General features: G+C 65.7%; 16 protein-coding genes and 2 pseudogenes. 12 read left to right on the top strand and 6 right to left on the bottom strand.

The genetic code is table 11. From position 1 onward, the window contains the following. Positions 1-140: 140 nt before the first annotated feature. The gene (locus tag WCE05_RS24085) at positions 141-1,634 is read right to left on the bottom strand and encodes a CoA-acylating methylmalonate-semialdehyde dehydrogenase (protein ID WP_225790914.1); all 1,494 of its coding nucleotides are present in this window, start codon (positions 1,632-1,634) and stop codon (positions 141-143) included. Positions 1,635-1,703: 69 nt separating this feature from the next. Then, the gene (locus WCE05_RS24080; protein ID WP_225790913.1) at positions 1,704-3,050 is read right to left on the bottom strand and encodes an aspartate aminotransferase family protein; all 1,347 of its coding nucleotides are present in this window, start codon (positions 3,048-3,050) and stop codon (positions 1,704-1,706) included. A 118-nt stretch (positions 3,051-3,168) separates the two neighbouring features. Here WCE05_RS24080 and WCE05_RS24075 point away from each other — a divergent pair, with 118 nt between their 5' ends. The 6 genes from WCE05_RS24075 to WCE05_RS24050 all read left to right on the top strand — a co-directional run bounded on the left by WCE05_RS24075 (position 3,169) and on the right by WCE05_RS24050 (position 9,080). Then, positions 3,169-4,086, top strand: a complete 918-nt coding sequence (locus tag WCE05_RS24075) for a LysR family transcriptional regulator (protein WP_225790912.1) — start codon at positions 3,169-3,171, stop codon at positions 4,084-4,086. Between the two features lie 89 nt (positions 4,087-4,175). Then, complete coding sequence (locus WCE05_RS24070) at positions 4,176-4,838, top strand: TetR/AcrR family transcriptional regulator (RefSeq protein WP_225790911.1); 663 nt, start codon at positions 4,176-4,178, stop codon at positions 4,836-4,838. Positions 4,839-4,847: 9 nt separating this feature from the next. Beyond that, a complete protein-coding gene (locus WCE05_RS24065) occupies positions 4,848-5,432 on the top strand; it encodes a YigZ family protein (protein WP_225790910.1) in 585 nt (194 codons plus the stop codon). A gap of 402 nt (positions 5,433-5,834) precedes the next feature. Further along, positions 5,835-6,521, top strand: a complete 687-nt coding sequence (locus WCE05_RS24060; protein WP_225790909.1) for an SDR family oxidoreductase — start codon at positions 5,835-5,837, stop codon at positions 6,519-6,521. Positions 6,522-6,641: 120 nt separating this feature from the next. Then, positions 6,642-7,997 carry an 8-oxoguanine deaminase gene (locus tag WCE05_RS24055; RefSeq protein ID WP_225790908.1) on the top strand — a complete coding sequence of 452 codons (1,356 nt, stop codon included), beginning with the start codon at positions 6,642-6,644 and terminating at the stop codon, positions 7,995-7,997. A gap of 135 nt (positions 7,998-8,132) precedes the next feature. Beyond that, positions 8,133-9,080, top strand: a complete 948-nt coding sequence (locus tag WCE05_RS24050) for an adenosine deaminase (protein WP_368816706.1) — start codon at positions 8,133-8,135, stop codon at positions 9,078-9,080. Between the two features lie 25 nt (positions 9,081-9,105). Here WCE05_RS24050 and WCE05_RS24045 read toward each other — a convergent pair whose 3' ends face one another. Next, positions 9,106-9,819 (bottom strand): ArsR/SmtB family transcription factor, encoded by a 714-nt coding sequence (locus WCE05_RS24045; protein ID WP_368816705.1) that lies wholly within the window; start codon positions 9,817-9,819, stop codon positions 9,106-9,108. A 524-nt stretch (positions 9,820-10,343) separates the two neighbouring features. Here WCE05_RS24045 and WCE05_RS24040 point away from each other — a divergent pair. Beyond that, positions 10,344-10,541 (top strand): hypothetical protein, encoded by a 198-nt coding sequence (locus WCE05_RS24040; RefSeq protein WP_368816704.1) that lies wholly within the window; start codon positions 10,344-10,346, stop codon positions 10,539-10,541. Here WCE05_RS24040 and WCE05_RS24035 read toward each other — a convergent pair. Both WCE05_RS24035 and WCE05_RS24030 read right to left on the bottom strand, forming a co-directional pair. Continuing rightward, positions 10,492-11,673 carry a multidrug effflux MFS transporter gene (locus WCE05_RS24035; protein WP_225790904.1) on the bottom strand — a complete coding sequence of 394 codons (1,182 nt, stop codon included), beginning with the start codon at positions 11,671-11,673 and terminating at the stop codon, positions 10,492-10,494. The two genes, WCE05_RS24040 and WCE05_RS24035, sit on opposite strands and share 50 nt — an antisense overlap. 212 nt (positions 11,674-11,885) lie before the next feature. Then, positions 11,886-12,083, bottom strand: coding sequence for a cation transporter (locus tag WCE05_RS24030; RefSeq protein WP_225790903.1), 198 nt, complete (start codon positions 12,081-12,083; stop codon positions 11,886-11,888). Positions 12,084-12,228: 145 nt separating this feature from the next. Between WCE05_RS24030 and WCE05_RS24025 the strand changes: the two genes are divergently transcribed. From WCE05_RS24025 to WCE05_RS24010, 4 genes are all read left to right on the top strand, one after another. Then, the gene (locus tag WCE05_RS24025) at positions 12,229-12,615 is read left to right on the top strand and encodes a hypothetical protein (protein ID WP_225790902.1); all 387 of its coding nucleotides are present in this window, start codon (positions 12,229-12,231) and stop codon (positions 12,613-12,615) included. 52 nt (positions 12,616-12,667) lie between these two features. Further along, entirely contained in the window at positions 12,668-15,067 is a 2,400-nt protein-coding gene (locus tag WCE05_RS24020) for a heavy metal translocating P-type ATPase (protein ID WP_225790901.1), read from the top strand. Then, entirely contained in the window at positions 15,064-15,489 is a 426-nt protein-coding gene (gene cueR, locus WCE05_RS24015) for a Cu(I)-responsive transcriptional regulator (protein ID WP_225790900.1), read from the top strand. Before WCE05_RS24020 ends, cueR begins: the two co-directional genes overlap by 4 nt. A 197-nt stretch (positions 15,490-15,686) precedes the next feature. Continuing rightward, a complete protein-coding gene (locus WCE05_RS24010; RefSeq protein ID WP_253102580.1) occupies positions 15,687-17,630 on the top strand; it encodes a methyl-accepting chemotaxis protein in 1,944 nt (647 codons plus the stop codon). A 34-nt stretch (positions 17,631-17,664) separates the two neighbouring features. Here WCE05_RS24010 and WCE05_RS24005 read toward each other — a convergent pair. Further along, positions 17,665-18,345, bottom strand: a pseudogene (locus WCE05_RS24005) (helix-turn-helix transcriptional regulator); the annotation flags it as partial. On the opposite strand from WCE05_RS24005, the pseudogene WCE05_RS24000 reads away from it, so the two are divergent. After that, positions 18,342-18,440: pseudogene (locus WCE05_RS24000) on the top strand (AraC family transcriptional regulator); the annotation flags it as partial. The pseudogenes WCE05_RS24005 and WCE05_RS24000 sit on opposite strands and share 4 nt — an antisense overlap.

Here is an 18,440-nt window from a genome sequence, read left to right as displayed (position 1 = left end):
CGTTTCGACTACGTCGGAAGTGGGGCGCATTATAAGGGGATTCGAAACCCCGTCAACCGTTATTTTCATAAATCTTTAAATAAAGAGCACAGCACAAACAAAACGGGGAGGCCTACTGGCCTCCCCGCTTCACTGCTTCATTACAGGCTTGGGAACGCGAACTGCGACGCCTCATGGCTGGCGCGCTGCGGCCAACGCTGGGTGATCGCCTTGCGACGGGTATAGAAGCGCACACCATCCGGGCCATAGGCGTGCAGGTCGCCGAACAGCGAGCGCTTCCAGCCACCAAAGCTGTGGTAGGCCACCGGCACCGGCAGCGGCACGTTCACGCCGACCATGCCTACTTCGATCTCGTCGCAGAACAGGCGCGCCGCCTCACCGTCACGGGTGAAGATGCAGGTACCGTTGCCGTACTCGTGCTCGTTGATCAGGCGCATGGCATCTTCCAGGCTGTTCACACGCACCACGCACAGCACCGGGCCAAAGATCTCTTCTTTATAGATGCGCATTTCTGGGGTCACGTTGTCGAACAGGGTGCCCCCCACGAAGTAGCCGTCTTCATGACCGGCCACACGCAAGCCACGCCCGTCGACCACCAGCTTGGCACCAGCCGCCACGCCGTCGTCGATGTAGCCAACCACCTTGTCACGGGCCGCCGCGGTCACCAGCGGGCCCATGTCCAGGCCGCAGGACGTGCCGGCACCGATCTTCAGCGCCTTGATCTGTGGCTCCAGCTTGGCGATCAGCGCATCAGCGACCTGGTCACCTACGCACACCGCCACCGAGATGGCCATGCAACGCTCACCGCACGAACCGTAGGCGGCGCCCATCAGTGCGCTGACCGCGTTGTCCAGGTCGGCATCGGGCATCAGCACGGCGTGGTTCTTCGCGCCGCCCAGGGCCTGCACGCGCTTGCCGCGCTTGGTGCCTTCGGCATAGATGTATTCGGCGATCGGGGTCGAGCCGACGAAGCTCAGGGCCTTGACCTCGGGCGCCTCGATCAGTGCATCGACCGCTTCCTTGTCGCCATTGACCACGTTGAGGATACCCTTCGGCAGGCCAGCCTCGTGCAGCAGTTGGGCAATGAACAGAGTCGAGCTCGGGTCACGCTCGGACGGCTTGAGGATGAAGGCGTTACCGCAGGCGATGGCCAGCGGGTACATCCACAGCGGCACCATGGCCGGGAAGTTGAACGGGGTGATGCCGGCGACGATACCCAGCGGCTGGAAGTCCGACCAAGCATCGATGTTCGGGCCGACATTGCGGCTGTACTCACCCTTGAGCAGTTCTGGCGCTGCACAGGCGAACTCGACGTTCTCGATACCGCGCTTGAGCTCACCGGCGGCGTCTTCCAAGGTCTTGCCGTGCTCCTCGCTGATCATCTGCGAGATACGCGCCTCGTTCTGCTCCAGCAGTTGCTTGAAGCGGAACATCACCTGGGCACGTTTGGCCGGCGGGGTGTTGCGCCAGGCAGGGAAAGCGGCCTTGGCAGAATCGATGGCCGCCTGGATGGTGGCGCGGCTGGCCAGCTCGACCTTGCGGGTGCTCTCGCCAGTGGCTGGGTTGAAGACATCGGCGGTGCGCTCGCCCTTGGAAACCAGCTCGCCGTTGATCAGGTGCTGAACGATGCTCATGCAGAACTCCAAGTAAAGAAGGTTGATGCAGGCGCGTGGGTGTGCGCCTGCCGTCAGAGTCGGAAAAGATCAGTCGATCTGGTTCAGGGCTTCGCCCACCGCGTCGAACAGGCGGTCCAGTTCCTGCGGCTGGGTATTGAAGGTCGGGCCGAACTGCAGGGTGTCGCCACCGAAGCGGACATAGAAGCCCGCCTGCCACAGCTTCATCGCAGCCTCGTACGGACGCACGATGGCATCGCCGTCACGCGCAGCGATCTGGATGGCACCAGCCAGGCCGTAGTTGCGGATGTCGATGACGTTCTTGGTGCCCTTGATGCCGTGCAGCACCTTCTCGAAGTGCGGCGCCAGCTCGGCGGCCGACTGCACCAGGTTCTCCTTCTGCAGCAGGTCCAGCGCGGCGATACCGGCGGCGCAGGCCACAGGGTGGGCCGAGTAGGTGTAGCCATGGGGGAATTCCACGGCGTATTCCGGCGTCGGCTGGTTCATGAAGGTCTGGTAGATCTCGCTGCTGGCGATCACCGCGCCCATGGGGATGGCGCCGTTGGTGACCTGCTTGGCGATGCACATCAGGTCCGGCGTCACACCGAAAGCTTCCGAGCCAGTCATGGCCCCCATGCGGCCGAAGCCGGTGATGACTTCGTCGAAGATCAGCAGGATGTTGTGCTGGCTGCAGATCTCGCGCAGGCGCTTGAGGTAGCCCTTCGGCGGCGGCAACACACCGGCCGAGCCGGCCAGGGGCTCGACGATCACCGCGGCGATGTTCGAAGCATCATGCAGCTCGATCAGCTTGAGCATTTCGTCGGCCAGGGCGATGCCGCCCTCCTCCGGCATGCCTTTGGTGAAGGCATTGCCCGGCAGCAGGGTGTGCGGCAGGTGATCGACGTCCAGCAACTGACCGAACAGCTTACGGTTGCCATTGACGCCACCCAGGCTGGTACCGGCGATGTTCACCCCGTGGTAGCCACGGGCACGGCCGATGATCTTGGTCTTGGTGGCCTGGCCTTTCAGGCGCCAGTAGGCGCGCACCATCTTCAGCGCGGTATCGGCGCACTCGGAGCCGGAGTTGGTGAAGAACACATGGTTGAGGTCGCCCGGAGTCAGATCGGCGATCTTCTCGGCCAGTTGGAACGACAGCGGATGGCCGAACTGGAAGGCCGGCGAGTAATCCAGCACGCTGACCTGGCGCGCCACGGCCTCGGAGATTTCCTTGCGGGTATGCCCGGCACCGCAGGTCCACAAGCCGGACAGGGCGTCGAAGATCTTGCGGCCCTTGTCATCGACCAAATAGCTGCCTTCGGCCGCCACGATCATGCGGGGGTCACGCTGGAAGTTACGGTTGGCGGTGTAGGGCATCCAGTGGGCATCCAGCTTGAGCTGGCTGGCGATACCGGCGGAAGCGGTTTCGGGCATGTTCATCGGCGGTTCCTCGGAAGACGATTAGGCAACGATGGATGTTGTTGCAGCTAAGTTGTCATGGGGATAAAGTCTGAAAAACCCAACATTTCTAATCTTCAGTTAGTAGAAGACTAAACTTATGAGCCGACGTCCCGATCCCCTGGCCCAGGTCAGCGACTTCGACATCCGCCTGCTGAAGATCTACCGCAGTGTGGTCGAGTGCGGGGGGTTCTCGGCTGCGGAGAACGTCCTCGGAATCGGCCGCTCGGCCATCAGCCAGCAGATGAACGACCTGGAGCAGCGCCTCGGCCTGCGCCTGTGCCAACGGGGGCGCGCCGGCTTCTCACTGACCGAGGAAGGCCGCGAGGTGTACCACTCGGCCCTGCAACTGCTCAGCGCCCTGGAGACCTTCCGCACCGAGGTCAACGGCCTGCACCAGCACCTGCGCGGCGAGCTGAACATCGGCCTGACCGACAACCTGGTGACCCTGCCGCACATGCGCATCACCCATGCCCTGGCCGAGCTCAAGGACCGTGGCCCGGACGTGCGCATCCAGATCCGCATGATCGCCCCCAGCCAGGTCGAGCAAGGTGTGCTCGACGGCAGCCTGCATGTCGGCGTAGTGCCCCAGACCAGCCCGCTCTCGGGCCTGGAATACCAACCGTTGTACAGCGAGCGCTCGCTGCTCTACTGCGCGGTCGGCCACCCGCTGTTCTATGCCGACGACCAGCAGATCGACGACGACCGGCTCAACAGCCAGGAGGCCATCGCCCCGACCTTCCGCCTGCCCGCCGACATCCAGGCGCACTACCAGGCCCTGCGTTGCACCGCCAGCGCCTCGGACCGCGAGGGCATGGCCTTTCTCATCCTCACCGGGCGCTACATCGGCTACCTGCCCGACCACTACGCCACGTTCTGGGTCCAGCAGGGCCGCCTGCGAGCCCTGAAACCCAGCGAGCGTTTCTACGACCTGAGCCTGAGCTGGGTGACGCGCAAGGGACGACGGCCGAACCTGGTGCTGGAAAGCTTCCTGGATAGCCTGGCAGCGACACGCTGATGCCTGTCGCTGACGCCAATGCTTGTCACTTCGGCACAGGAAGGTAATCTGTCCGACATCCGTTGCCACAGACCCGTACGGAATCGTCCATGACCCTTGAAGTCCCTGCGCATCGTCCCTCCGCCTCCGGCAAGCCCGCCGGCCGCATCCGCCAGAAGAACGAACAGGCCATCATCCAGGCCGCCGAAGACGAGTTCGCCCGCCACGGTTTCAAGGGCACCAGCATGAACACCATCGCCCTGAAGGCAGGCTTGCCAAAGGCCAACCTGCACTACTACTTCACCAACAAGCTGGGCCTGTACATCGCCGTGCTCAGCAACATCATCGAGCTGTGGGACAGTACCTTCAACGCCCTGAGCGTCGAGGACGATCCAGCCCAGGCGCTGAGCCAGTACATCCGCACCAAGATGGAGTTCTCCCGGCGCAACCCACAAGCCTCGCGGATCTTCGCCATGGAAGTGATCAGCGGCGGGCAGTGCCTGAGCGAATACTTCAGCGCCGACTACCGCGAATGGTTCCGTGGCCGTGCCGCGGTGTTCCAGGCCTGGATCGATGCCGGCAAGATGGACCCGGTCGACCCCGTGCACCTGATCTTCCTGCTCTGGGGCAGCACCCAGCACTATGCCGACTTCGCCACCCAGATCTGCCAGGTCACCGGCCGCAGCCGCCTGACCAAGCAGGACATGGAAGACGCCAGCAACAACCTTATCCACATCATTCTCAAAGGCTGCGGCATCACTCCGCCCGCCTGAACCGGACCTATGCCTTCTACCCTGCTCGAGCTCTGCGAATTCCGCGAGGAAATCCGCAAGAGCCGCTTCATCACCCTCGCCGCCCCGATCACCAGCGCAGCCGAGGCGATGGCCTTCATCGAACGCCACAGCGACCTGGCGGCAACCCATAACTGCTGGGCCTGGAAGCTCGGCGCGCAGTACCGCAGCAGCGACGACGGCGAGCCCGGCGGCACCGCCGGCCGGCCGATCCTCGCCGCCATCGAGGCCCAGGACTGCGACCAGGTGGTGGTGCTGGTGATCCGCTGGTACGGCGGCATCCAGCTCGGTACCGGTGGCCTGGCCCGCGCCTACGGCGGCGGCGCCAACAAATGCCTGCAGCAGGCGCCCAAGCGGGTACTGGTGCAGCGCAGCGAATACCGCTGCAGTTGCAGCTTCAGCGAGCTGGCGCTGCTCAAGCTGCGTCTGGCGGAAGCCGACGGTCTGGTGCTGGACGAGCAATTCACGGCCAACGGGGTGGACCTGCACCTGGCGCTCGGCGAAGCACACCTGGAGAGGCTGCAACAACAACTGGCCGACCTCAGTCGTGGTCGGATCCGCCTTGAAGCGTGCTGACGTTTCCCACAACTACTGTGGGCCTGCCTGTGGATAAGCTTGGGGCATTCTGTTGCAAGCCTTTACCCCCAAGGCCTGCAGGGTGTTGAGCATATTTTGATCACAGGCATGTGACAGCCGGGCAAGCGATCCCGAATCAATGAGTTATCCCCAGTTTCGGCGCCCGTGCCCCCTCTGCCGCCAGCATTCGACAGCGCTCCCGCTTGCACACAGATACTGTGGAGCAGCTTGTGGATAAGCCGTGAACCACCCGGCCGGAGCCCGACGGCGTCGGCCTCGGGGCGCATTGGTCATTTTTTGTTCGGTTCCGGCGAATGTCTTCGTCCCATGCCATGAAGGCGACAGGACAATACCTGGAGTATGCTCCAAGACCCTTCCTGAACCTGCTCAAGGAGTATCGAGATGCCCGCAAACAAGACTGCCCTGATCATCGGCGCCTCCCGTGGGCTGGGGCTGGGCCTGGTACGACGCCTGCACGAGGATGGCTGGAACGTCATCGCCACCGTCCGCGACCCGCATAAGGCCGATGACCTGCGCACCCTCCCCGGTGTGCGCATCGAGACCCTGGAAATGAACGACGGTGCCCAACTGGACGCCTTGCGCCAGCGCCTGCAAGGGGAAGTGTTCGACCTGCTGTTCGTCAACGCCGGTGTCATGGGCCCACTGCCACAGAACCTGGAAACCGTCCAGCCCAAGGAGGTGGGCGACTTGTTCATGACCAATGCCGTGGCGCCGATCCGCGTCGCCCGGCGCCTGGTCGGGCAAGTCCGCGAAGGCTCCGGCGTGCTGGCCTTCATGAGCTCGATCCTGGGCAGCGTGACCATCCCCGACGGCGGCGAGATCTGCCTGTACAAGGCCAGCAAGGCGGCCCTCAACTCGATGATCAACAGCTTCGTGGTCGAACTGCAGCGCCCCGACCTCTGCGTGCTGGCGATGCACCCAGGTTGGGTCAAGACCGACATGGGCGGCGAGAATGCCGAGATCGACGTGCTGACCAGCACCCAAGGCATGCTCGAGCAGATCAAGGCACAAAGCGGCAATGGCGGCCTGCGCTTCATCAACTACAAGGGCGAGGCCCTCATCTGGTGAATTGAAAGCCGCGTGGCGAGGCAGTAGACTCGATGCCTCGCCCACACGGCGGACCTGGATCAGCAGACAGGGCAACACTGAGCTGGCTAACCTGAACCCACCTTCAGAGGAGCCGGCACCATGCCTGCGACCCGTATCTGGTTGAAATCCCCGCTTGCCATCTTCACCGCCAACGATGCCGACGCCCGCGGCGGCCTGGTCATCGAAGACGGCCGTATCACCCAACTCCTGGCCCTCGGCGAAAGCCCCAGCCTGCCGTGCGAACAGGTCTTCGACGCCCGCGAGCACGTGGTCCTGCCCGGCCTGATCAACACCCACCACCACTTCTACCAGACCCTCACCCGCGCCTGGGCGCCGGTGGTCAACCAACCGCTGTTCCCCTGGTTGAAGACCCTCTACCCAGTCTGGGCACGCCTCACCCCGGCCAAGCTGGCACTGGCCAGCCAGGTGGCCCTGGCGGAGCTGCTGCTGTCGGGCTGCACCACCGCCGCCGACCATCACTACCTGTTCCCCCAGGGCCTGGACAATGCCATCGACGTGCAGGTCGAGGCCGTGCGCAAGCTGGGCATGCGCGCCATGCTGACCCGCGGCTCCATGAGCCTGGGCGAGGCCGATGGCGGCCTGCCGCCGCAACAGACGGTGCAACAGGGCGAAGTGATCCTGGCCGACAGCCAGCGACTTATCCACAGCTACCACGAACGGGGTGACGGCGCGCGCATCCAGATCGCCCTGGCACCCTGCTCGCCATTCTCGGTCACTCCCGAAATCATGCGTGCCAGCGCGGCCCTCGCCGAAGAACTGGATGTGCGCCTGCACACCCACCTGGCCGAAACCCTCGATGAAGAGGACTTCTGCCTGCAACGCTTCGGCCTGCGCACCGTCGACTACCTGGACAGCGTCGGCTGGCTCGGCCCACGCACCTGGCTGGCCCATGGCATCCACTTCAACGCCGAGGAAATCGCCCGCCTCGGCGCTGCCGGCACCGGTATCTGCCATTGCCCGAGCTCGAACATGCGCCTGGCCTCGGGCATCTGCCCGACCGTCGACCTGGAAGCGGCTGGCGCACCCGTTGGCCTCGGCGTCGATGGCTCGGCCTCCAACGACGCCTCGAACATGATCCTCGAGGCGCGCCAGGCCCTGTACCTGCAGCGCCTGCGCTATGGCGCCGAACAGATCACCCCGCAACGCGCCCTGGGCTGGGCCACCCGTGGCTCGGCACGCCTGCTGGGCCGCGACGACATCGGCGAACTGGCGGTGGGCAAGCAGGCCGACCTCGCCCTGTTCAAGCTCGACGAACTGCGCTTCTCTGGCAGCCACGACCCACTCTCGGCCCTGCTGCTGTGCGGCGCCGACCAGGCCGATCGGGTCATGGTCGGTGGCCAGTGGCGCGTCATCGACGGGCAGATCGAAGGGCTGGATGTACAGGGCCTGATCGCCGATCACCGCCAGGCAGCGGCCCGCCTGATCGCCGGTTGACTTCACGGGCCGTTGTACGCCCCCATCGCCGGCTAGCCGGCGATGGGCTGCAAGGCAGCCCCAAGGCCTCGACTGAACAGCATCGGCTCCAGCCCTGTAGAATGACAGCAACCGTACCTGATCGAGACTACACACATGTATGACTGGCTCAACGCCTTGCCCAAGGCGGAACTGCACATGCACCTGGAGGGCTCGCTGGAGCCGGAGCTGCTGTTCGCCCTGGCCGAACGCAACAAGATCGCCCTGCCCTGGGCCGACGTGGAAACCCTGCGCAGCGCCTATGCCTTCAACAACCTGCAGGAGTTCCTCGACCTCTACTACCAAGGCGCCGATGTCCTGCGCACCGAGCAGGACTTCTACGACCTGACCTGGGCCTACCTGCAACGCTGCAAGGCACAGAACGTGGTGCACACCGAACCCTTCTTCGATCCGCAGACCCACACCGACCGGGGCATCCCCTTCGAGGTGGTGTTAGGCGGCATCCGCCAGGCCCTCAGGGATGGCCATGAACAACTGGGCATCAGCAGCGGGCTGATCCTGAGCTTCCTGCGCCACCTGAGCGAAGAGGAGGCACACAAGACCCTCGACCAGGCGCTGCCATTTCGCGATGCCTTCATCGCCGTGGGCCTGGACAGCTCCGAGCAAGGCCACCCGCCGAGCAAGTTCCAGCGCGTCTTCGAGCGCGCCCGCGCCGAAGGCTTCCAGGCCGTCGCGCACGCTGGCGAGGAAGGCCCACCCGAGTACATCTGGGAAGCCCTCGACCTGCTGAAGATCAAGCGTATCGACCACGGCGTGCGCGCCATCGAGGACGAACGCCTGATGCAACGCATCATCGACGAGCAGATCCCCCTGACCGTCTGCCCGTTGTCGAACACCAAGCTCTGTGTGTTCGAGCACATGGGCCAGCACAACATCCTCGAAATGCTCGAGCGTGGCGTCAAGGTCACGGTCAACTCCGATGACCCGGCCTACTTCGGCGGCTATGTCACCGAGAACTTCCATGCCCTGCATACCCACCTGGGGATGACCGAAGACCAGGCCCGGCGCTTGGCACAGAACAGCCTGGATGCCCGCCTGGCCTGAGACCTGCCCGGCGTTGCGGGTACGGCTATCCGACCTGCAACGCTGGCATGTGGGCGATACGGTTGATGCACTGGATGCCCAGCGCTGAAATCTGCAACAGCCGGGAGCCCTCCTGTTCGCGTATCCAGCCTGACTGCAGGAACAGCCTGAGCAGCGCCTGCCCCAGGCTGCCCCCCAGGTGCGGGCCCTGGTCGCTCCATTCGCTGCAACGGCAGATGGTGCACTCGCCCTGCTGCGGCGAGGCCAACGCCTCGGTGTAGACGCCGATGGCCGCCAGCTGCGTACGCCCTTCCAGGCTGATCCGCGGTTGCAGGTCGCTCCCTTCCAGCCAACCGGCCGCGACCAGCCGCTGGTAGAGATCGCTCGCCAGCTCGCCGCCCAGGTGAGCACCGCAGCGGCGCGCCCGGCGCATCGACAGGGGCACTTGCAGCGGCGCCGCCTGCCCAGGCTGCGATCCGTTGTCCTTCAGTTGCAGGCTGGCCAGAGCCTCCACCGCCGCACCGACGGCCGGCGAGGCCAGGCGGAAATAGCGTTTGCGCCCCCGCGCCTCGAGCTTGAGCAAGCCGGCCGACGACAGCAACGACAGGTGCGCACAGGCAGACGAGGCGGTCAGCCCGGTCATGTCGGCCAACTCGTCGGTAGGACGGGGAATGCCATCGATCAACGCCCACAACATGGCGCTGCGTTTCGGGTCGGCCATCAGGCCGGCGACCTGGCTGATACTGCTGACTGCTTTCATATCCCTGTAACTCCCTGCAAGGTCACGTCTTGTTCCAGTGGCCAGCCATGGCAGCGAAACGGCCGTGCGGCATGCCGGCCCACCTGCAAGGGCAGTCATCGCTTGCCGCTCCCTGGCAGGGAAGTGTCTCTCGCTGGCACTGACCGCAGCAGCCAGTATAAGTCGCGCGCCGGCGACGCGACCTGGCAGCCCACGGCACAAAACCGCAGGGTATCCCGACCCTCTACCCACCAGCAGACGCAGATTCGCCGAGGCCGCGTTGCCCGGAAGAAAGCCTGGCAGCCCACGGTAGCGAGCGTTCGGTGCTGGCGGGAGCAAGCTCGGGCAAGCATGCCCTGGAACAATGCCGACAACGCGCTTCATCAAGTACGGCAAACAAAAGCGAAGCGTCCACATGCAGCCCCACTGGGCAGCCGACCGGCCCGAGACCACGACCGTCAGTCAGGAGATCCCACGCCGGTCATGGCGAACACAAGCGGCGGCGCTACACTTCATCCGCTCTCACCCAGTGGAGGTAGGCCGCGATGAAGATTGTCGTCAGTGCGTCGAACCGCAACCCCAACTGTCCATGGCAGGTACGCCTCGACCAACATGTGGTGAGTTTTCGCAGTGAAGCGCAGGCGCGTGCCTTCGTCGCCACGCTGGAATCCCGCCTGCAGGCGCCTCACCCACTCACGCCGGACGCCTGGCCTGCAAGCGCCGAGTCAGCATCGCGACACTGACCACCAGCGCACCGCACAGGCTGATCACCAAGGCCATCGGCACCGCGCTGCCATCGTGCAGCAGGCTCACCAGCGCCGCCGCGCCCGCGGCGACGCTGAACTGCACGCACCCCATCAGCGCCGAGGCACTGCCGGCCCGTGCGCCCTGCCCACTCATGGCGCACGCCGAGGCATTGGGGATGATGCAGCCCAGGCTGGCGATGCACGCGAACAGCGGCACCAACAATGGCCACAACTGCGCCGGCCGCCATGCCGCCATGCCCAGCAGCACCAACCCCGCCCCCAGGTACAGCCACACGGCCCGCCCCAACAGGAAGGCCGGACCACGCTTGGCCAGCAGGCGCGCATTGACCTGGGCGACGAGGATGAAACCCGCGGCATTGGTGCCGAACAGCCAGCCGTAGTGCTCGGGGGGCACGCCATACAGCTTGATGAACACGAACGGCGAACCGGCGATGTAGGCGAACATGCCGGCGATGGCGATGCCCCCGGTCAGCGCATGGCCCATGAACACCCGGTCGCCCAGCAGCCGCAGGTACTGGCGCAACGCCCCCGACAGCGGCTGGCGCGGCATGTCCGGCGCCAGGCTCTCCGGCAGGCCCAGGCTGACCGCCAGCAAGCAGGCGGCGCTGAACAGGCCCAGGGCGAGGAAGATCGATTGCCAGCCCGCGAGGTTGACCAGCACCCCGCCCAGCATCGGCGCGAGGATCGGCGCCAGGCCCATCACCAGCATCAGTTGCGAGAACACCTTGGCCGAAGCCACCGCGTCGCACTTGTCGCTGACGATCGCCCGCGACAGGACCATCCCGGCGCAGCCGCCCAGGGCCTGGACGAAGCGCGCCAGGATCAGGGTATCGAGGTTCGGCGCATAGGCGCAGGCCAGCGAGGCCAGGGTGAAGAGCGTGATGCCGAACATGAGCGGCTTGCGCCGGCCGAAGCGGTCGGCCACCGGGCCATAGGCCAGTTGGCCGAGGGACAGGCCGAGGAAATAGGCGGCCAGGGTGGTCTGGACATGTTTCTCGTCGGTGGCGAAGGCTTGCGCCATGGCCGGGAAGGCGGGCAGATAGAAGTCGATCGCCAATGGCCCGAACGCACTGAGGGCGCCCAGGATCAGCACAATTCGCAGGTTCATCAGGAATCCATAGCAGGCTAAGCAAGTGGGTAAGTCTACCTGCTGCAGGCAGCACCGGTATGAAAACCTTTGTAACAGTTACTGGAGAGATCGCCCAGTCCCATGGGCCGCGCTGGGGTGGCAGAGAACATCGAGAGCAGTTTTGTAGCCATCTGGGGCCGCTTCGCAGCCCCAAATACCGGCTTAACGCTGTCAAACATCGAAAGGCGGTTTCAGGCCACTTCAGCCTGGTACCCTTGCTCGCGAATCGCCGCCAGGATCCGCTCACCCGCCACCTGGCTCTGTACCCGTACCTGCTTGCCCGCCAGGTCCACCTCCACCTGGGCTGCCGCGTCCAGGTCCTGTACCGCGCGGGTCACCGCCTTCACGCAGTGGCCGCAGGTCATGCCTTGCACATTGAACACTTGCATCGGTCCTACCTCCTTCAGGGTTTGCCGCAGTTTCAGGCTTGCCATCATGGCAAGGTCAAGTTCTGCCCGAAACGGCCGGGGTGGAAATCCGCGTGCGGCTCGGCCAAGCTGCGCCTTTGACGATTCGGCAAGCAGGAGATTCTTCATGTTCAGGGCAGCATTGGGCCTGGTCGGGCTGCTAGGCGCACTGGCGGTGGTGCCACCGGCCAGCGCCGAAGGCAACTCGGACTACAGCGTATTAGTCATTTCCCGGGAGCGCCTGGAAGTGGCCAGCAGCTGCGAGATCGGCATCTACCTCAACGACCAGTTGGCCGGCCGCCTGTTCCAGGAACAGTCGACCTCGTTCAACCTGCCGCCAGGGCCCGTGGACGTCCGCCTGCGCCTGCTGCCAGGGCAGACACCCGGCTGCGCCCCAGGGATCGAGGACCAACGCAGCACCCGCCTGAACCTGCAAGCCGGACAAATCAGCAAGTACCGCATTGCCACGGGTCACCAGGGCCTGGAGTTGAAGCGCGCCAGCCTGGGCTATTGACCTTACCAACGTGGCAAGCTTGATGCTGGAGGCCAGTCCAAGGAGGAGAGCCATGTCCGCATCCACCACTTTCGACCTGCCGATCTCCGGCATGACCTGCGCCAGCTGCGCTGGCCGCGTCGAGCGCGCCTTGCGCAAGGTCACCGGCGCCGAGCAGGTCAGCGTCAACCTTGCCACCGAACAGGCCCGGGTCCAGGCCCCGGCCGGCAGCCTGCCAGCCCTCGTCGATGCGGTACGGGAGGCTGGCTACGGCGTGCCGACCCGCACCGTCGAGCTGCAGATCGGCGGCATGACCTGCGCCAGTTGCGTAGGCCGCGTCGAACGCGCCCTGGGCAAGTTGCCGGGCGTCGAGCAGGTCAGCGTCAACCTGGCCAGCGAGCGCGCCCACCTCGAAGTCCTCGCGGCCGTCGACGACAGCCTGTTGCTCCAGGCCGTGGAAAAAGCCGGCTACAGCGCCAGCCTGCCTCACACCACCCATGACGACCAAGCACAAGCCCTGCGCCGCCTGCGCAACGAACGCCTGGCGGTTGCCGCCGCGCTGCTGCTGGCCCTGCCGCTGGTGCTGCCGATGCTCGGCCAGCCGTTCGGCCTGCACTGGATGCTGCCGGCCTGGGCGCAGTTCCTGCTGGCGACGCCGGTACAGTTCATCCTCGGCGCCCGCTTCTACGTGGCCGCCTGGAAGGCCGTGCGTGCCGGTGCCGGCAACATGGACCTGCTGGTCGCCCTGGGCACCAGCGCCGGCTATGGCCTGAGCCTGTACGAATGGGCCCGTGCCCCGGCCGGCCTGCAGCCACACCTGTACTTCGAAGCCTCGGCGGTGGTGATCGCCCTGGTGCTGCTGGGCAAGTACCTGGAAAGCCGCGCCAAGCGCCAGACCGCCAGTGCCATCCGGGCGCTGGAGGCGCTGCGCCCGGAACGGGCCGTGCGGGTGCTCGACGGCCACGAGGAAGACGTGGCGATCAGCCAGTTGCGCCTGGGCGACCTGGTGCTGGTCAGGCCCGGCGAACGTTTCCCGGTCGATGGCCAGGTGCTCGAAGGCAGCAGCCACGCCGACGAGGCCCTGATCAGCGGCGAAAGCCTGCCGGTGCCCAAGCAGCCTGGCGACCCGGTCACCGGAGGCGCCATCAACGGCGAGGGCCGTCTGCTGGTACGCACCCTGGCCCTCGGCACCGAGACCGTGCTGGCCCGCATCATCCGCCTGGTCGAGGATGCCCAGGCAGCCAAGGCACCGATCCAGAAGCTGGTGGACCGGGTCAGCCAGGTGTTCGTACCGGCGGTGCTGGTCGTCGCGCTGGTCACCCTGGCCGGCTGGTGGCTGGCCGGTGCGCCGCTGGAAAACGCCCTGATCAATGCCGTCGCCGTGCTGGTGATCGCCTGCCCATGCGCCCTCGGCCTGGCCACTCCCGCCGCCATCATGGCCGGCACCGGCGTGGCTGCCCGCCACGGCATCCTGATCAAGGACGCCGAAGCGCTGGAGCGCGCCCATGCAGTGAATCGCGTGGTCTTCGACAAGACCGGCACCCTCACCTCCGGCAGCCCCCGCGTGGTCCACAGCCAGGCCCTCGACGGCGACCGAGGCGAACTGCACCGCCTGGCCGGCGCTCTGCAGCGGGGCAGCGAACACCCGCTGGCCAAGGCGGTACTCGATGCCTGCGCCGAGCAAGGCCTGCACGTGCCGCAGGTGGCCGACAGCCAATCCCTCACCGGCCGTGGCATCGCCGGGCGGGTGGAGGGCCGCGAACTGGCCCTGGGCAACCGCCGCCTGCTCGACGAGAGCGCCCTGCAAGCGGGCGAACTGGCCGCCAAGGCCCAGGCCTGGGAAGCCGAAGGGCGCACCCTGTCCTGGTTGATCGAGCGCGGGCCACAGCCTCGGGTGCTGGGCCTGTTCGCCTTCGGCGACAGCCTCAAACCAGGCGCCGGGCAGGCTATCCATGCATTGCACGAGCAAGGCATCAGCAGCCACCTGCTGACCGGCGACAACCGTGGCAGTGCCAAGGTGGTGGCCGATGCCTTGGGCATCGACGACGTGCATGCCGAAGTGCTGCCGGCCGACAAAGCGGCCACGGTGGCGGCGCTCAAGCGCAATGGCGTGGTGGCCATGGTCGGCGACGGCATCAACGACGCCCCTGCACTGGCCGCCGCCGACATCGGCATCGCCATGGGCGGTGGCACCGACGTGGCCATGCAGGCTGCCGGGATCACCCTGATGCGTGGCGATCCGCGCCTGGTGCCCGCCGCCCTGGAGATCAGCCGCAAGACCTACGCGAAGATCCGCCAGAACCTGTTCTGGGCTTTCATCTACAACCTGATCGGCATTCCCCTGGCCGCCTTCGGCCTGCTCAACCCGGTGCTGGCTGGCGCGGCCATGGCGTTGTCCAGCGTCAGCGTGGTGAGCAATGCCCTGTGGCTGAAGACCTGGAAGCCCACCGCCCCCCGACAGGAGGCCCCATGAACATCGGCCAAGCCGCCCGCCGCAGCGGGCTCAGCACCAAGATGATCCGCTACTACGAGTCCATCGGCCTGCTCAAGCCGGCCAAACGCAGCGACAGCGGCTACCGTCTGTACCAGCAGGACGACCTGCACACGCTGGCCTTCATCAAGCGCTCCCGTGACCTGGGGTTCTCCCTGGACGAGGTGGCCAGGCTGCTGACCCTCTGGCAGGACCGCCAGCGTGCCAGTGCCGATGTGAAGGCCCTGGCGATGCAGCATATCGAGGCGTTGAACCGGCGTATCGAGGAACTCGTTGGGCTGCGCGATACCTTGGGCGAGCTGGTTGCCCATTGCCATGGCGATGACCGGCCGGATTGCCCGATCCTCAAGGACCTGGCCAATGGCAGCGGTTGCTGCCGGGGCAAGGACAAATCCCTGGGCTGAAGCATTCAAGCGGTACTGGGGCTGCTTTGCAGCCCTGAGCGCCACTGGCATCCCCAGGCCATCCAAACACGACCGCACAGTCACCAAACACGACCTCGCCCAATAAATACGGGAACTTCCCTACAAAAAAACCAGACGCTGCCGATCTCTTGGACACCTGCCTCATGTGTCGCACAAGAAAAACTCCGGGAGCGTGGATGAACATCAAACAGAAACTGACCTGGGCCTTCGCCGTCATCGCCGGCCTGCCCATCGTCCTCGTGGCCACCCTGGTGGTCCTCAACCTGCGCGGCGAAGCCCGCGAGGACTTCCTCGACAACAGCAGTCGGGAAATCCGCCAGGTCAGCAACGCGATGCATATCTTCTTCCAGGGCATCGACCAGAACGTGAACTACCTGGCCGCCCAGCCGCTGGTCGCCGCCACCGGCGATAACCTGAACAAGTACCTGGCCACCAACCCCAGCAACGAGCTGGGCGAGCAGGACAAGCAAGTCCTCGAGTTCTTCACCCGCCTGGCGCAGGTCCACCCCAGCTACGCCTATGTCTCGTACGGCGTGAACGACGGCGGCTACGTCGGCTGGCCGGCCGGGCAGAAGTTCTCCAACTACGACCCGCGCCAACGCCCGTGGTACCAGTTGGCGATGGCCAACCCCGGCAAGACCGTGCGCACCGGCGCCTATTACTGGGCCGCCGACGATGCCGTCCTGATCAGCACCGTGCGGGCAGTCCCCAACGCCCTCGGCAACCCTGGCGGCGTCGTCAACATCGACGTTTCCCTGAACGGGCTCACCGAGATCGTCAAGAAGATCAAGCTCGGCGACAGCGGCTACCTGATGCTCGTGGAAAAGAACGGCAACGTGATGGTCGACCCGCGAGATGCCAGCCACAACTTCAAGCAGCTGGCCAGTTTCGGCGATGGCTACGCGGCCCTCGCCAAGGCCGGCCAAGGCCTGGTCGAGGTGGAGCTGGGCGGGGAGCGCTACATGGCCAACGTCTACCCTGACGAGCAACTGGGCTGGACCTTCATCGGCCTGATCCGCCACGACGAAGTGATGCAGACCACTACCCGCCTGACCTGGCTGATCGGCATCATCGCCTTGGCCTTGGCCGCCGTGTTCGCGGTCGTCGGTACGGCCTTCGCCAAGCTCATCGTGCGGCCGATCAACAGTGTCACCAACGGCCTGGAAGACATCGCCCAAGGCGAAGGCGACCTGACCCGCAGCCTGGAGGTTCGCGGGCGCGACGAAACCGCCCAGTTGGCCAACTGGTTCAACCAGTTCCTCGGCGCCATCCGCAGCCTGATCCAGCACATCGGTACCGCCGCCGGGCAGATCCTCCACACCTCCAGCAGTTCGACCCGTGTCTCCGGCGACATGGCCGAAGCCGCCGGCCGCCAGCGCGAGGCCGTGGACATGGTCTCCACCGCGTTCCATGAAATGGTCGCCACCGCCAACGAGGTCGCCCGCTCCTGCAGCCAGGCCGCGCAGTCGGCCGACAGCGGCCAGCAACAGGCCCGCGAAGGCCAGCAGCAGATCGACGCGGCGGTGCAAAGCGTCGACCGCCTGAGCCAGGAGATCGAGCAGTCGGCCCAGTCGATCCAGCAGCTCGAGCGCGACAGCAATGCCATCCAGTCGATCCTCGGCACCATCCGTTCGATCGCCGAGCAGACCAACCTGCTGGCCCTCAACGCCGCCATCGAGGCCGCCCGCGCTGGCGAGCAGGGCCGTGGCTTCGCCGTGGTCGCCGACGAAGTTCGCGCCCTGGCCAAGCGCACCGCCGACTCCACCGCCGAGATCGATGGCCTGCTGGGCAACCTGGCCGCCCGTACCGCCGAAGTCGCCGAGCAGATGCACGCCAGCCTGGAGGTTTCGCAGCAGTCGGTCAGCCGCATCGGCATGGCTCGCGACAGCTTCGGGCAGATCCGCGAGTCGGTGGACATCATCCGCGACATGAACACCCAGATCGCCACGGCTGCCGAAGAGCAACACCAGGTGGCCGAGGACATCAACCGGCATATCAGCCAGATCCATGGCGATGCGCAGTTGGTGGCCGAACTGGCCCAGGCCGCCAGGCAGGACTCCGAAAGCCTGGCAGGGCTGTCCAACGAGCTGGATGCGCTGGTACGACGCTTCCGAACCTGAGCCCATCGGGGCTGCTTCGCAGCCCCGGTATTCGTTACAAGCGCAACTCCCCAGGCGTCGCCCCGAACAGCTGCTTGAACGCGGCGATATACGCCGAAGTGGAATCGTACCCACAGCCCAGCGCCGCCTCGGTCACGCTCTCCCCCGCCTCCAGCAAGGCCAGGGACGACAAGAGCCGCATGCGCTGGCGCCAATTGCGAAAACTCAGGCCCGTCTCACGCTGGAACAGGCGCATCAGGGTCTTCTCCGAACACCCCAACTGCCGGGCCCACTGCCGCAAGGTCTGGGGTCGGTCCGGCTCGGCGATCAATCCGTTGCACAGCGCCAACAGGCCTGGGTGGCGCGGCAACGGCAGGGAGAACCCCACCTCCGGCAGGGTGCGCAACTGGTCGAGCAGCACCGCCACCAGCCGCGCCTCGGCGCTGTCGTTTTCCGGGTACTCCGGCGGGTACAGGCAGAACTGCTTGATCAGCTCCCGTACCAGAGGGGTCACTTCCAGCACCCGGCACTGCTCCTCGGCCCAAGGGCAGGCATCGCGGCGCACGTAGAGGCTGCGCATCTCGGCTTGCATCGAGGTCACCACTTCATGCTCGATGCCAGCGGGGATCCACACCCCCCACTGGGGCGGGGCGAAATAGCTGCCATCGCTGGTGTAGACGCCGAGCACGCCACTGATGGCATAGGAGAACTGCACCCAGTCGTGACGGTGGCGGGTTCTCCCTGCCGTTGCCGCGCCACCCAGGCCTGTTGGCGCTGTGCAACGGATTGATCGCCGAGCCGGACCGACCCCAGACCTTGCGGCAGTGGGCC

This window comes from Pseudomonas sp. I2 (assembly GCF_040984075.1).
Classification (GTDB): domain Bacteria; phylum Pseudomonadota; class Gammaproteobacteria; order Pseudomonadales; family Pseudomonadaceae; genus Aquipseudomonas; species Aquipseudomonas guariconensis_B.
The sequence above is the reverse complement of the archived record's forward strand: the minus strand, read 5'-3'. Positions and strand labels throughout refer to the sequence as shown.